The organism is Actinoplanes sp. NPDC051343 (genome assembly GCF_044455125.1).
Lineage (GTDB): Bacteria > Actinomycetota > Actinomycetes > Mycobacteriales > Micromonosporaceae > Actinoplanes.
In genome coordinates this window covers 533,733-546,591 of the sequence record NZ_JBITEL010000004.1, presented here as the reverse complement: position 1 = coordinate 546,591, position 12,859 = coordinate 533,733, and the positions used below count along the sequence as shown (strand labels likewise).

General features: G+C 72.5%; 14 protein-coding genes. 7 read left to right on the top strand and 7 right to left on the bottom strand.

From position 1 onward, the window contains the following. Nucleotides 1-16 precede the first annotated feature (16 nt). Together ACIA5C_RS16710 and ACIA5C_RS16705 are read right to left on the bottom strand one after the other, a co-directional pair. The gene (locus ACIA5C_RS16710) at nucleotides 17-505 is read right to left on the bottom strand and encodes an FMN-binding protein (protein ID WP_396055315.1); all 489 of its coding nucleotides are present in this window, start codon (nucleotides 503-505) and stop codon (nucleotides 17-19) included. A gap of 18 nt (nucleotides 506-523) precedes the next feature. Continuing rightward, nucleotides 524-2,668: a ferric reductase-like transmembrane domain-containing protein gene (locus ACIA5C_RS16705; RefSeq protein ID WP_396055313.1), complete on the bottom strand. Its 2,145-nt coding sequence runs from the start codon at nucleotides 2,666-2,668 to the stop codon at nucleotides 524-526. A gap of 167 nt (nucleotides 2,669-2,835) precedes the next feature. Between ACIA5C_RS16705 and cbiE the strand changes: the two genes are divergently transcribed. The 5 genes from cbiE to ACIA5C_RS16680 are packed head-to-tail and all read left to right on the top strand — an operon-like array spanning nucleotide 2,836 to nucleotide 6,709. Further along, a complete protein-coding gene (cbiE, locus tag ACIA5C_RS16700; protein ID WP_396055311.1) occupies nucleotides 2,836-4,050 on the top strand; it encodes a precorrin-6y C5,15-methyltransferase (decarboxylating) subunit CbiE in 1,215 nt (404 codons plus the stop codon). Then, entirely contained in the window at nucleotides 4,047-4,790 is a 744-nt protein-coding gene (gene cobM / locus ACIA5C_RS16695) for a precorrin-4 C(11)-methyltransferase (protein WP_396055641.1), read from the top strand. The genes cbiE and cobM overlap by 4 nt, the downstream gene beginning before the upstream one ends. Next, complete coding sequence (locus tag ACIA5C_RS16690) at nucleotides 4,778-5,542, top strand: cobalt-precorrin-6A reductase (RefSeq protein WP_396055309.1); 765 nt, start codon at nucleotides 4,778-4,780, stop codon at nucleotides 5,540-5,542. Before cobM ends, ACIA5C_RS16690 begins: the two co-directional genes overlap by 13 nt. Nucleotides 5,543-5,555: 13 nt before the next feature. Next, nucleotides 5,556-6,185, top strand: a complete 630-nt coding sequence (locus ACIA5C_RS16685; protein ID WP_396055307.1) for a hypothetical protein — start codon at nucleotides 5,556-5,558, stop codon at nucleotides 6,183-6,185. Further along, nucleotides 6,182-6,709: a hypothetical protein gene (locus ACIA5C_RS16680; protein WP_396055305.1), complete on the top strand. Its 528-nt coding sequence runs from the start codon at nucleotides 6,182-6,184 to the stop codon at nucleotides 6,707-6,709. Before ACIA5C_RS16685 ends, ACIA5C_RS16680 begins: the two co-directional genes overlap by 4 nt. On the opposite strand, the gene ACIA5C_RS16675 is transcribed toward ACIA5C_RS16680, so the two are convergent. The 4 genes from ACIA5C_RS16675 to ACIA5C_RS16660 all read right to left on the bottom strand — a co-directional run bounded on the left by ACIA5C_RS16675 (nucleotide 6,706) and on the right by ACIA5C_RS16660 (nucleotide 9,811). Next, complete coding sequence (locus ACIA5C_RS16675; protein ID WP_396055303.1) at nucleotides 6,706-7,281, bottom strand: isochorismatase family protein; 576 nt, start codon at nucleotides 7,279-7,281, stop codon at nucleotides 6,706-6,708. The two genes, ACIA5C_RS16680 and ACIA5C_RS16675, sit on opposite strands and share 4 nt — an antisense overlap. Then, nucleotides 7,278-8,657: an MFS transporter gene (locus ACIA5C_RS16670; protein ID WP_396055301.1), complete on the bottom strand. Its 1,380-nt coding sequence runs from the start codon at nucleotides 8,655-8,657 to the stop codon at nucleotides 7,278-7,280. The genes ACIA5C_RS16675 and ACIA5C_RS16670 overlap by 4 nt, the downstream gene beginning before the upstream one ends. Then, nucleotides 8,654-9,091, bottom strand: coding sequence for a MarR family winged helix-turn-helix transcriptional regulator (locus ACIA5C_RS16665; protein ID WP_396055299.1), 438 nt, complete (start codon nucleotides 9,089-9,091; stop codon nucleotides 8,654-8,656). Before ACIA5C_RS16665 ends, ACIA5C_RS16670 begins: the two co-directional genes overlap by 4 nt. A gap of 159 nt (nucleotides 9,092-9,250) precedes the next feature. Beyond that, on the bottom strand, nucleotides 9,251-9,811 hold the full coding sequence (locus ACIA5C_RS16660) for a TetR/AcrR family transcriptional regulator (protein WP_396055297.1): 561 nt from the start codon (nucleotides 9,809-9,811) through the stop codon (nucleotides 9,251-9,253). Nucleotides 9,812-9,869: 58 nt separating this feature from the next. On the opposite strand from ACIA5C_RS16660, the gene ACIA5C_RS16655 reads away from it, so the two are divergent. Together ACIA5C_RS16655 and ACIA5C_RS16650 are read left to right on the top strand one after the other, a co-directional pair. Next, entirely contained in the window at nucleotides 9,870-10,742 is an 873-nt protein-coding gene (locus tag ACIA5C_RS16655) for an SDR family NAD(P)-dependent oxidoreductase (RefSeq protein ID WP_396055295.1), read from the top strand. Then, nucleotides 10,733-11,467, top strand: a complete 735-nt coding sequence (locus ACIA5C_RS16650) for an SDR family oxidoreductase (protein WP_396055293.1) — start codon at nucleotides 10,733-10,735, stop codon at nucleotides 11,465-11,467. The genes ACIA5C_RS16655 and ACIA5C_RS16650 overlap by 10 nt, the downstream gene beginning before the upstream one ends. Here ACIA5C_RS16650 and zwf read toward each other — a convergent pair. Further along, complete coding sequence (zwf, locus tag ACIA5C_RS16645) at nucleotides 11,438-12,838, bottom strand: glucose-6-phosphate dehydrogenase (protein ID WP_396055291.1); 1,401 nt, start codon at nucleotides 12,836-12,838, stop codon at nucleotides 11,438-11,440. The two genes, ACIA5C_RS16650 and zwf, sit on opposite strands and share 30 nt — an antisense overlap. Between the last annotated feature and the right edge of the window lie 21 nt (nucleotides 12,839-12,859).

Genomic DNA, 12,859 nt, shown 5'->3' with positions numbered 1-12,859 from the left:
CGCACGAAGCGTGACCCTACGCCTTGGCGGCGTCCAATGCCGATTGAAGGGACTTGAGGTAGGCGGCGCTGGTGTAGGTCGCTCCGGAAACCGCCGCGATCTTGTCGCTCTGCGCTTTCAGGACTTCCTGTTTGAGCGCCGGGATGGCCCGCGGGTTGATGGTCGCGCTGTCGCCGGCCAGCGGATAGGTCGCTGCCACGTCGGTGATCGACCCGCCGTCGATCTTCAGCGTGACCTGGATCGCGCCGTACGGATATTGGATCTTCTTGCCCTGGATGTTGCCGTCCTTGAGGCCGGACTTGGCGGCCTCCTTCTTCTTCGCCGGCGCCTTGCCGCCGTCCTTCGCCGAACCGGACGACGGGGTGGGTGACGAGTTGTTGGCCACGTCGACCGGCGGCGGCGCTTCGGCGACCGGGGCCGCCGTCGGCGTCACGCTCAGTCGCACCCCGATGATCAGGGCGGCGCCGGTCAGGGTGCCGACGGCGGCTGCGGTACTACGTCGCATGACAGGAACTCCCGAAAGCTAGAACTCGAAGGGGTCGAGGTGGAGCTGGCTCTCCGGAACGTCGAGCTCGCGGAGGGTGCCGACGGCGGCCTCGACGAGTCCGGGCGGCCCGCAGAGGTAGACGTCGCGCCGGCTCACGTCCGGCACCAGGCCGAGCAGGCCGGGCGGGGTGAACAGCCGGCGCGGGCCCGGGTCGTTGCGGGAGCCGACGATGTAGCGCACCCACGCGTCCCGGCGTTCGGCCAGCTCTTCCAGTTCGCCGCGGAAGACCAGTTCGTCGGGGCGGCTCGCCCGGTAGATGACGATGGTGTCCGGCGGCATGTCCTCGAGGAGGGCCCGGATCGGGGCGATGCCGCTGCCGCCGGCGATCAGGAGGGCCCGGCGCCGGGTGCGCCGCTGCGCGGTGAACACCCCGAACGGCCCGGCCGCCCACACCGGCGTGCCCGGCTGCATGTTCGCGAGCCGCGAGGTGTGGCCGCCGACCGCGGTCACGGTCAGCCGCAGCCACTCCTTGTTCGGGGCCGCCGACAGCGAGAACGGGTGGGACTGCCACCAGCCGTTGCGGGTCAGGAACCGCCACCGCATGAACTGGCCGGCCTGGGCGGGCAGCTTGTCGAGCTTCTTGCCGTCGATGTAGATGGAGAACGTGTTGACGCCCTCGCTGACCACTTCGGCGACCTCGAACCGGTGCCGCGCGTTGAGCAGGAGCGGCTCGATCAGGCGGCCCCAGACCAGCGTCGAGATCACCAGGGCGCTGAGGCCGGGCCAGAACACCGAGGAGAACTTGCCGCTCAGGTCGGCACCGGTCGCGACCTGGTGGCCGTAGCCGAGCAGCAGCACCAGGTAACCCGCGAAGTGCAGCAGGTGCCAGAACTCGTACGGCAGCTTGGAGCGGGCGAACCGGATCGAGGTCAGCGAGATCACGACCAGGATGCCGGTGGCGATCACCGCGTTCATCATCTTCGGGAACGTGGTGATGATCGTCCAGCCCTGTGACACCACGCCGCTCTGCGCGGTCAGCGCGTAGCCGTAGACGATCAGCACGATGTGCGCGAGCACGCCGACGACCAGCGAGGTGCCGAGCCAGCGGTGCCAGCGCAGCAGGTCGCGGGCGCCGACCCATTCCTCGAGCCAGGAGACCCGGCTCATCATCAGCAGCTGGATGAACAGGACATAGCCGGAGACCAGCCCGGTGATGCGGCCGGCCGCGAGCATCAGCGTCGCGGTGTCGTTGACCGAGCCGCCGGGGGTGTCGAACAGCCACAGCGAGACGCTGGTGGCGAGCCCGGAGAAGAACAGCAGGATGGTCAGCAGGCGGTTGCCGGAAAGCGCCTCGGCGGGCGGCCGGTCGTCGGGGATCGGCGGCTGCGCCGGGCCGGCCGCCTTCCAGCCGCTCGGATCGGTCTGCGACTCGTGCACGATGTCGCTGCGCCGGTAGGGGTCGTCGGAATACGGATCCTGCGGATCCGCCCACGCCGCCGGCGCCGGCGCAAAGTCGAGGTCCGGTACGGCGTAAGCGTCGTCGAGACGCGCACCCGGGTCGTCGCCCCAGGGGTCGGCGGCCGGGCGGGTCCGCTCGGTGTCGTCGTCGCGGCGCCGGGGCCGGATCTCGTCGAATTCGCCCGAATCGGGGCGCAGCGTCTCGTAGGCTCCGGTGTCCCGCCGTGCCTCGCGCCGCGCGCCGAAGGAGCCGGTTTCGGTCAGCCGCACCTCGAACGAGCCGGTATCGGTGCCCCGGTCGGTGCGCGTTCCGGTGTCCTCGCGCCGCGGCTCCGACCGCCGCCGCTCGTAGGACCCGGAGTCATAGTCGTCGCCGCGGGCGTAATCGTCGCGGTCGGCGCTCCGCGGCCGGATCGACTCGAACTCGTCGCTGCGCCGGCGGACCGCGGAGGACGCGGCCGGGTCGGCGTACCCCGGAGAATCGGATCGCGGGCGGATCGACTCGAACTCGTCGGTGCGGGGCCGCACGGCGTCGAAGTCGTCGTCGGCCTCGGTGGTGTCCCACCCGCCGGACGGGTGCCGGTTCCAGGAGTCGTCGCGCCCGGGCCGGGCGAACGGGTCGTCCTCGTCGGGCATCGCCCGAAGATCAGCGAAGTAGTTCGCGTCGTCCTCGGCGGATCGTTGATCTTGAGGGCTCGGGAACACCGGCGGTCGCTGCGCCACGTCCTCAGCCTCCAGACGGTCGTCGTGGGCGTCGCCCACCACCCCCTGCGGCGGACGTGACGACCCGGTCTCGGGGAGCCGTCGGGCTGTTGTACGCAGCCGGGCCCGGCATCGCTCAAGCCGGGGGAGAAAAATCCCCCGCCGGGGCGCCGGGTTACGGTCTCGACGTGCAAACCGACAACCCTGACCTGGTCACTGTGGTCGGCGTCGGCGCCGGCGGGTGGGCGGACCTCGGGCGTACGCCCACCGAAGCGCTGCTCGCAGCGCAAGTGATCTTCGGCAGCGACCGCCAGCTGGATCTGCTCCCGCCCGAGGTCGCCGCCGAGCGCATCGCCTGGCCGTCGCCGCTGCTCCCGGCCCTGCCCGGCCTGCTCGAATCGCACGCCGGCCGGCGCCGGGCCGTGCTGGCCAGCGGCGATCCGATGTTCCACGGCATCGGGGCGACCCTGGTGCGGCTGCTCGGCGCCGAGCGGGTGCGGGCGCTCCCCCACCCGTCGTCGGTGTCGCTGGCCGCGGCTCGGCTCGGCTGGCCGCTGGCGACGACCGAGGTCGTGAGCCTGGTCACGGCCGACCCGGCGGTGCTGCGGCGGGCCCTCAACCCGGGGCGCCGGCTGCTCGTGCTGGCCCGCGACGCCTCGACGCCGGCCGTGGTGGCCGCGCTGCTGACTTCGTCGGGCTACGGCGCCGCCACGGTCACCGTGCTTTCGCAGCTGGGTGGGCCGTCCGAGCATGTGGTGGTCGGCACCGCGTCGTCGTGGGAGCACGCGGCGGGCGACCCGCTCGCGGTGCTCGGCATCGAATGCGGCGACGGCCCCCGCATATCCGTCGTGCCGGGACTGGAAGACGACGCGTACGAGAATGACGGGCAACTCACGAAGCGTGAGGTTCGTGCCGTGACCCTGGCCGCGCTGGCGCCCGTGCCGGGCGCCCTGCTCTGGGACGTCGGCGCCGGCAGCGGAAGCATCGGCATCGAATGGATGCGCAGCCACCCGACGTGCCGGGCGATCGCGATCGAGTCCCGTTCCGACCGCTTTTCGGCGATCCGGCGCAACGCGTCGGCCCTCGGCGTTCCCGGGCTCCGCGTCGTGCACGGTTCCGCACCGGCCGCGCTGGACGGGCTGCCGGCCCCGGACACGATCTTCGTGGGCGGTGGGCTGACCCGCGAGGGCGTGCTCGACGCCTGCCTGGCCGCGCTGCGGGCGGGCGGCCGCCTGGTGGCCAACGCGGTGACGCTGGAGACCGAGGCGGTGCTGGCCGCCGCGTACGGCAGGCTGGGCGGTGACCTGACCCGGGTCGCGGTGAACCGCGCCTCGCCGGTCGGCGGTTTCACGGGATGGAGAGCAATGATGCCGGTGACGATCTGGTCGGTGACCTCCCGATGACGGTCCATTTCATCGGCGCCGGCCCGGGAGCCGCCGACCTGATCACCGTACGCGGACAGCGCCTGCTCGCCGGCAGCCCGGTCTGTCTCTACGCGGGCAGCCTCGTGCCGGCCGAACTGCTGTCGGTGTGCCCGCCCGGCGCCCGCCTGATCGACACCGCCCGGCTGACCCTCGACGAGATCATCGCCGAGATGGTCGAGGCCTCCCAGGCCGGTCTGGACGTGGCCCGGCTGCACTCGGGCGACCCGTCGGTCTTCAGCGCCGTCGCCGAACAGATGCGCCGCCTGGACGCCGCCGGTGTCTCCTACGACGTCGTTCCCGGCGTGCCCGCCTTCGCCGCCGCGGCGGCCTCGCTGGGCCGCGAACTCACCGTTCCCGAGGTGGCCCAGACGGTCATCCTGACCCGCACCGCGGAACGCGCCACCGCGATGCCCCCCGGCGAGGACCTGGCGACGCTGGGCGCCAGCCGGGCCACGATGATCCTGCACCTCGCCGTGCAGCGCATCGACGCCGTGGTGGCCGAGCTGATCCCGTCCTACGGCCCGGACTGTCCGGTGGCCGTCGTGGCCCGGGCCAGCCGCCCCGACGAGTTGATCGTGCGCGGCACCCTCGCCGACATCGCCGCCCAGGTCACGGCGGCCGGCATCAAGCGCACGGCCGTGATCGTGGTCGGGGCGGCGCTGACCGCCTCGCAGTTCCCCGACAGCCACCTCTATTCGGCCACCCGATGCCGGACGTGACCGGCCGCCCGCGAATCCTGATCCTCGGCGGCACCACCGAGGGCCGTCACCTGGCCGCGGCGCTCGCCTCCGACGCCTGCACCGTGATCAGTTCGCTCGCGGGCCGCACCTCCGCCCCGCTGGAGATCGCCGGTGACGTGCGCGTCGGCGGCTTCGGCGGCATCGACGGGCTGGTCGAATATCTGACCGCCGAGCGGATCGACGCGGTCGTCGACGCCACCCACCCGTTCGCGGCGACGATGACCCGGCACGCCGTCGAGGCCGCGGCCCGGACCGGAACGCCGCTGCTCGTGCTCCGGCGGCCCGGCTGGATCGAGGAGCCCGGGGACGACTGGCGGCGCGTACCGGATCTGGACGCGGCCGCCGCCCTTCTCCCCCACCTGGGGGACCGCGTTCTTCTCACCACCGGGCGACAGAGCATCGCCGCTTTCGCCGGGGTCGAGGGCGCATTCTTTCTTTCGCGGTCGGTCGAGAAGCCGACACCGCCGATGCCGCGGAACCTCGAGGTCGTGCTCGACCGGGGGCCGTTCACGCTCGACGGCGAGCTCGGCCTGATGCGCGCGCACCGCATAAACGTGCTGGTCACCAAGGACAGTGGCGGATCCGCACCGAAGCTGGCGGCGGCCCGCGAGCGAGGAGTCCCGGTCGTTGTCGTCGACCGGCCGTCGATCCCCCCGGCATCGACCGTGGCGACCGTCGGCGAGGCGGTCGGGTGGCTGGCCGCGGCCCTATCCAAGGTTGCCGGGCGGTGACACGCTCGGGGGCATGCCGGTCCGTCAGCTCTACCAGGATCTCGCCGCCGTGCGCGCGCTGGTGGCCGACGGCCGCGACCGGCTGCGGGACGCGACCGGTGACCTCGACCAGTTCTGGCTCAACTCGGCGCGGCAGCGGCTGCTAGCGGTCGACGACGAGCTGATTCTTGCCGCGAGCCGGGTCGGCGGCTGGTCGCGGGTGCTGACCGGCACCGCCGCCATGCTGCTCGCCGCCGCGGCAACCGCTCTCGTGACGCGGGCGCTCGGTTTTTCGACGTTCTGGGTGGTCGCCTGCTCGTGGATCGTGGCGTTGGCGGCCGAATACCCGGTGCGCAAGTGGACGATCGTCCGGCTCGCGCCCCGGCTGGGCCGCCGGCGGCTGGCCCGGGCCGCGGTGACGGTCGAGCCGAGCCGCCCCCGCGACCTGGCCGGGCTCCCCGACGCCCTGGCCGACGCGCGAACCCGGCTGGTGTCGGCGATCCTCCGGGCGGCCGGCCCGAAGCACTGGCAGCCGGCCTACCTGGCCCGGGCGGCCGCCGAGAGCGTGACCTTCACCCGGCTGGCCGCCGCCGACACCCTGCTGTGTCAGGCGATCGACCACGTCGAGCACTACCTGGACGCCGGGACGAAGGAGCAGCCGTGACCGACGACGTCTTCGGCGGCACCGTCGAGCACCGGCTGCGCCGGGCGGCGGGCCGGGTGCGGGCGACGGCCCGGGACGCGCAGGCCCGCGACTGGGTGGCGGAGCGGCCCGACCGGGTCGGGTTCGCGCGGCTGGCGCAGGCCGACTACGAGATCGGGCAGGCCGCCGACCGGTTCGGCGCGGGCCTGCCGTGGAACTGGCTGCGGACGACCGCCGGGATGATGGTGGGCGCCGCGGTGTCGCTGACGATCCTGCTGACCGCCGGCGACGCCTCGTCGCTGCCGGTCCTGCTCGTGGCGATCGGGGCCTTCCCGGTCGTCACGCAGGCGGTGACGTCGCTGGTCACGGCCAGAAGGAGGGACGGTCGCAGCATCGACGACCCCTACTTCCGCGGTGACCTGACCCGCCGGCTCGAAGCGTGCGCGGCGGCGGCGCGGGCCGACCGCTCGGAGAACCACCGCGCGGCCGCCGACGACATCGGCCGCGCCCTGGTCTGGCTGGCCGCCGCGCGGCGCGAAGACTAGCGGGTCTTCGCGAGCAGCTCGATGATCTCGGCGGTGGTGCCGAGTTCGCCGAGCATTCCGAAGATGCGGTCGACGCTGTTGGCGTGGGCGTCGGTGTTGATGTCGGTCATCGCGTCGGAGGCCAGCGTGACGTGGTAACCGTGCTCGTGGGCGGCCCGCGCGGTCGACTCGACGCCGATGCTGGTCGCGATGCCGGTCAGCACGATCTGGGTGACCCCGCGCCGGCGCAGTTGCAGGTCGAGGTCGGTGCCGTAGAAGGCGCCCCAGTTGCGCTTGTGCACGATGATGTCGCCCGCGCCGCGGATTTCGTCGACGATCTCCTCGCCGCCGGCCGGGCGCGGCGCGCCGCCGGACCGGCGGCCCTGGATGCGGCCGGGGGTGGCCTCGTCCGGACCGGCGCCGACCTTGACGAGTACGACCGGAAGGCCGTGCTCGCGGAACGCCGCCGCCAGTTCGGCCGTGCGGGCCACCACGTCGGCGGCCGGGATCGGGCCGACCGGGGCGCCGACGATGCGGGCCTGCAGGTCGATCGCGACCAGGGCGGTCTTCGGGTCCAGTGTGGAGACGGTCATGTGGTTCTGCCTTTCGAGTGGCCGACCCGCGAGAGGGACGGGTCGGCGAGGATCACCGCGAGCAGGAGTGCCGCGACGACGATCAGGAAGACGGCGAAGTGGTGCAGCCCGGCCGTGCCGGCGCCGTTGCGGAAGAAGGAGCCGTACGCCGCCGAGGCGACCATCGCGCCGAGGTAGGCGAACGTCCGCAGAAGGCCGGCCGACGCACCCACCCGGGCCGGGTCGGCCTGGTAATAGACCGCGTTCTGGTTGGCGAGGCTGTTGAGGCCCTGCGGCAGGCCGTTGACCGCCGCGATCAGCACCGGCAACCAGATCGCGCTGTGCGCGTCGAGCAGCAGCATCAGCACGCAGCCGACGATCTGGGACGCGGCGCCGACCAGCAGTTTCGCGCGGAACTCGGTGCGCCGCCCGGTCAGCGTCGACACCCCGATGCCGACCAGCGACAGAGGCAGCAGCACCAGCCCGGCGTGCGAGGCACTGAGCCCGCGGCCCGCCTCCAGCCACTGGGTGAAGCCGTAGAGCACCGCGTACGCGACGGTCTGGGCGAGCAGCGTCCGCACGTAGGTGCGGATCAGCGGCCCGTTGCCGCCGAAGACCCGCAGGTCGATGAACGGGTCGACGGACCGCAGCTCGCGCCGGCCGAAGCCGGCCGCGAAGGCCAGGGTGAGCACGAGCAGCCAGATGTGCCCGGGGGTGGGCGACATCAGGAAGAGCATGAGGCCGGTCAGCATCCCGGCGAAGAGCGCGATGCCCAGGTAGTCGAGCGGCGTCGTGCCGCCCTGACCGGTGTCCGACCTGGGCAGCCGGAGCAGGCCGAGGATCAGGCAGGCCACGGCGAGCGGGATGTTCACCGCGAAGATCGTCCGCCAGCCGCCGAACGCGATCAGCAGACCGCCGACGGTCGGGCCGATCACGACGATGGTCTGTGCGCTGACGGCGAGCGCGGTCAGCACGCCGGCCGGGCTGTCCACCCCGGTGCGCCGGGATTCGGCCCGGATCAGGTACATCGCGGCGGGATAGCCGGCGCAGGTGCCGAAGCCGAGCAGGGCCCGGGCGGCGATCAGCACCCCGAGCGAGGGTGCGAGGACGCCGAGGATGCCGGCCACCCCGACCAGGGCGGTGCTGATCAGGTAGAGCCGGCGGGGGCCGTACCGGTCGACGAGCCGGCCGACCACTGGCTGGCCGGTGGCGGTGGCCAGATAGAGCGCCGAGACGAGCCAGGCGGTCTGCGCGGGCAGGGCGTGGAACGCGACCCCGATCGGCACCAGCGCGACCGCGAGAGTGGACGAGTTGACCGGGTTGAGGATGGCGCCGAGGACCATCGGGGCGATCAGCCGCCGGTCGAATCCCGCCTTTTCGCCGGTGGGAGCGGTCACAGCTCCGCCAGCCGGTCGAGGAGCCGGAGCGCCTCGATGACGGTCTGCCGCTCGGCCTCGGTGTAGTGGTCGGTGAGTGCGCGGGCCAGCCACTCCTCGCGCTGCCGCCGGGAGCCGGCGATGGCCTCCCGTCCGGCCTCGGTGAGCGAGATCAGCTGCCGGCGCCCGTCGGCCGGGTCGGGCTGCCGCTCGATCAGGCCGTGCTCCTGGATCGCGGCGAGCGTGGCCGCCATCGACTGTGGCCGCACCCGTTCCAGCGCGGCCAGGTCGCTGGCCGAGCAGGGAATGCCGCGCTCGAGCCGGCTGAGCACCGACGTCTGGGACGGCGTGAGGTCGCCGAGCCCGGCCACCTCGCGCAGGCGCCGCCGCAGACGGCTGAACACCGTGCGGATGTCTTTGGCCGCGCGGACCGAGGAAGCCGGGATCGTCGCCATGCCGACCACGATAATTTCTTCAGTTAAAACTGTCCAGTTGCACCTGACGGTCATACCGGCCCGGCCTCCGCCAAGGCCGGCCGCGAGAGGTACGGCCTGTGGTCCGGCGGGCCGACGACCCGGAGGGCGCGGTCGGCCCGACCCACCTGATCGCGACCCTCATCCGAGCCACACACCGTCGAGCAGGCGGTCGAGGAAGTCATCGGTGACGGGTACGCCGATCTGCATCGTGGCGCGCCAGACGAGCGGGCCGATCAGCCGGGCCGCCGCGTCGGCCGGGACCGGGCGCTCGGGGAGCTCGCCGGTGGCGACGGCCAGGTCGAGCGCGGCGCCGATCCGCTCGACGATCGCGGCGGTCGAGCCGTCCCGCTGACGGGCCAGCTGGGCGTCGCCGAAGGCGCCGTGCATCAGCGTGACCGTGACCGCCACCGCCTCCGGGTGGGCCAGCTCGTCGGCCATGCCGCGCAGCTGCCGGAAGAGCCACGGGCGCACCGGCGTCGGAGGGTCCTTGAAGTACGGCAGGTCGGAGCTGGCCATCGCGTCGAGCAGCAGCTGTTCGGTGCGGGCCCAGTGCCGGTAGACGGTGGCCCGGCCGACGCCGGCCAGTTCGGCGACGCGCTGGTGGGTGACCGCGGCCGGGCCGTGGTCACGCAGGAGTTCGCGCGCGGCGGCCAGGATCGCGTCCCGGCTGCGGACGGCGCGCGGATCGTTCGGGCGCATGCCGAACATTCTATGAGACGACTTGACTCACATCGGCGCCACGAATAAGGATGAACCTATGAGACAAGATGACTCAGAAAGCGTCAGCCTGCTGACCGGAGCGGCCGGTGGGCTCGGTCGCGTGGTCGCGGCCGCCCTGGCCCGCCGGGGCAGCCACGTGGTGGCGGTGGTTCGCGACCAGCGCACCGGCGACGCACTCCAGCACGACATCCCCGGCCTCGAGGTGCTCACCGCCGACCTGTCCGAGCGCAACGCAGTCCACGCGGTCGCCGACCAGTTCCTCGGGCGACACTCGGCTCTCCACCTGCTGGTGAACAACGCCGGCGCGCACTTCGGCCGGCGATCGGTCAACGCCGACGGCGTCGAGATGCACGTGGCGGTCAACCATCTGGCCGGATTCCTGCTGACCGAGCGGCTCCGCCCGGCACTCGTCGCCGGCGCGCCGTCCCGGGTGGTCAACGTCGTTTCGGCGGCGATGAACGACACCCGGCAGATCAAGATCGGGCGGCGTCCGCGGCCGGTGACGCTCGACCCGGCCCAGCTCGACGACCTCCGTTCGGTGAACCCGGCGCAGGGCTACCGGCCGTTCACCGCGTACGCGCGGTCGAAGCTGCTCACGCTCATGGCCGGCTACCGGCTGGCCGAGCAACTCGACGGCACCGGCGTCACGGTGAACGCCGTGCATCCCGGCCTGGCCGGCACCGGGGTCGTCGACGACATGACCCCGGCGGTGATGAAGCCGCTCTCCGGGCTGATCAAGCGCTCGCTGCTCACCCCCGAGCAGGCGGCCCAGGCGATTCTGCGCGTCGCGACCGATCCGGGCCTGGACGGGGTAACCGGCCGCTACTTCGACCGGGACACCGAGGCGAGCACCACCCCGGTGTCCCACGACAGGGTCCTGCGGCAGCGCATCATCGAGCTATGCGGATAGTGATCGTCGGTGGCAGCGGACAGGTCGGGCGGGCCGTCACGGCCGTACTCCGGGGGCGCGGCCACGACGCCCGGCCGGTCTCCCGGTCGAGCGGTGTCGACGCGTACACCGGTGAAGGGCTGGCCGCAGCCCTCGAAGGCGCCGACTCCGTGCTCGACACGATCCGGACGCCGTCGCTCGAAGAGCCGATCGCCACCGACTTCCTGCGGACCACCACGAGCAACCTGCTCGCGGCGGAACGCGAAGCGGGCGTCAAGCTGCACGTACCGGTGTCGATCATCGGGATGGAGCGGGTGCCGGAGCTCGGCTACTACCGGGCGAAGCTGGTCCAGGAAGCGACGATCGCGGCCGGCGGCGTGCCCTACACGATGCTGCGGGCGGCCCAGTTCATGGAGTTCCTGCCGACCATCCTGGCCGGCAACGTGCACGACGGCGTGGCACGGCTGCCGGCCTCCTACCTTCAGCCGATCGCGGTCGCCGACCTGGCCGAGATTCTGGCCGACGTGCTCACCGCACCACCGGCGACCGGCGTCGTCGAGGCGGCCGGGCCCGAGGCGCTGCCCTTGGACGAGATCGGGAGGCGCCTTCTCCCCGGCGTACGCGTGATAACCGATCCCGCCGCCAAGCCGCTCTTCGGCGCCTCGCTGCCGGCCCGGGCGCTCCTGCCCGGGCCGGAGGCCCGGACCGGGCGTACGTCACTCGCCCAGCAACCACCGGTGGGGTGAGGCCAGCGACCGCGCCTTGGCCGGCCCCCACGACCCGGGCTGGTAAGAGATGATCCGCGGCCGGTTCTCGAGCAGCGGAGTGATCGTCTTCCAGGCGGCGGCGAGACCGTCGGGGCGGGTGAAGAGGGCGCGGTCGCCGAGCAGCACGTCGTGGATGAGGCGGGCGTAGGGCGGCAGCGGGTCGGCGTCGGGCAGTTGAGCGAGCGGCAGGCTCACCGAGGCCGGGTCGACCTCCAGCGCGACGCCGGGCTTCTTGGCCAGCAGCGACAGGTCGATCTCGCCGTTGCCGGCCAGCGAGAACGTGAGCACGTTGGCCTGCGGCGGCAGGTCTTTCAGCGGCTGCGAGGGGGTGCGCAGCACCAGGCTGACCCGCTGCTCGCTGGCCGCCATCCGCTTGCCGGTGCGCAGCAGGAACGGCACGCCCTTCCAGCGCCGGTTGTCGATCCACATGCGCGCCGCGACGAACGTGTCGGTGGACGAGCGCTTGGCCACGCCCTTGACGTCCTTGTAGCCGGCGAACTGACCGAGCACCACCTCGGCCGGGTCGAGCGGACGGAACGAGCGGATCACCTTTTCCCGCGCGGCCTGCAGGTCGTCGGCGCCCAGGCTGGCCGGGGGTTCCATCGCGACCTCGGCCGCGACCTGGAACAGGTGGGTGACCAGCATGTCGAGCACCGATCCGGTGGCGTCGTAGAACACCGCACGGTCGTCGATGCCGAGCGTCTCCGGCACGTCGATCTGCACGCTCTCGACGTGCTCGCTGCTCCACAGGGCGGCGACCGCCTGGTTGGCGAAGCGCAGCACGTGCAGGTTCTGCGTCGCCTCCTTGCCCAGGAAATGGTCGATCCGGTAGACCTGCGACTCTTCGAGCACGCCGTGGACCTGGCGGTTGAGCGTACGGAAGCTCTCCGGCGAGGTGCCGAACGGCTTCTCGTAGACCACCCGCGACTTGGCCGCGAGCCCGTGCTGCGCGAGCGCCTTGGTGATCTCGGGGAAGGCGACCGGCGGGATGGCCAGGTAGTGCACCAGTTCGGTTTCGGCGCCGAGGTCGCGCCGGGCATCGCCGATCACGTCGAGCAGGCTGCCGGGATCGTCGCTGTTGAATCCGCCGCCGGCGAACCGGAGGCGCTTGGCAAAAGAGGACCAGGGTCCCTGCGACGGCTTCGGGCCGAATTCCTCGAGCGCTTCCCGTACGCGGTCACGAAAGTTCTCGTGCGAGACATCGCCGCGGCCGTTGCCGACCAGAATCCACTCGTCGGGCAGGAGCCCCTCGATCGCCAGGGTGTAGAAGGCCGGCAGCACCATCCGCCGGGCCAGGTCGCCGGTCGCTCCGAAGAGCACGAACACGGTCGGGCCGGGAGTCGTCGCCATGGCCGCCAGTCTGCCCGCTCG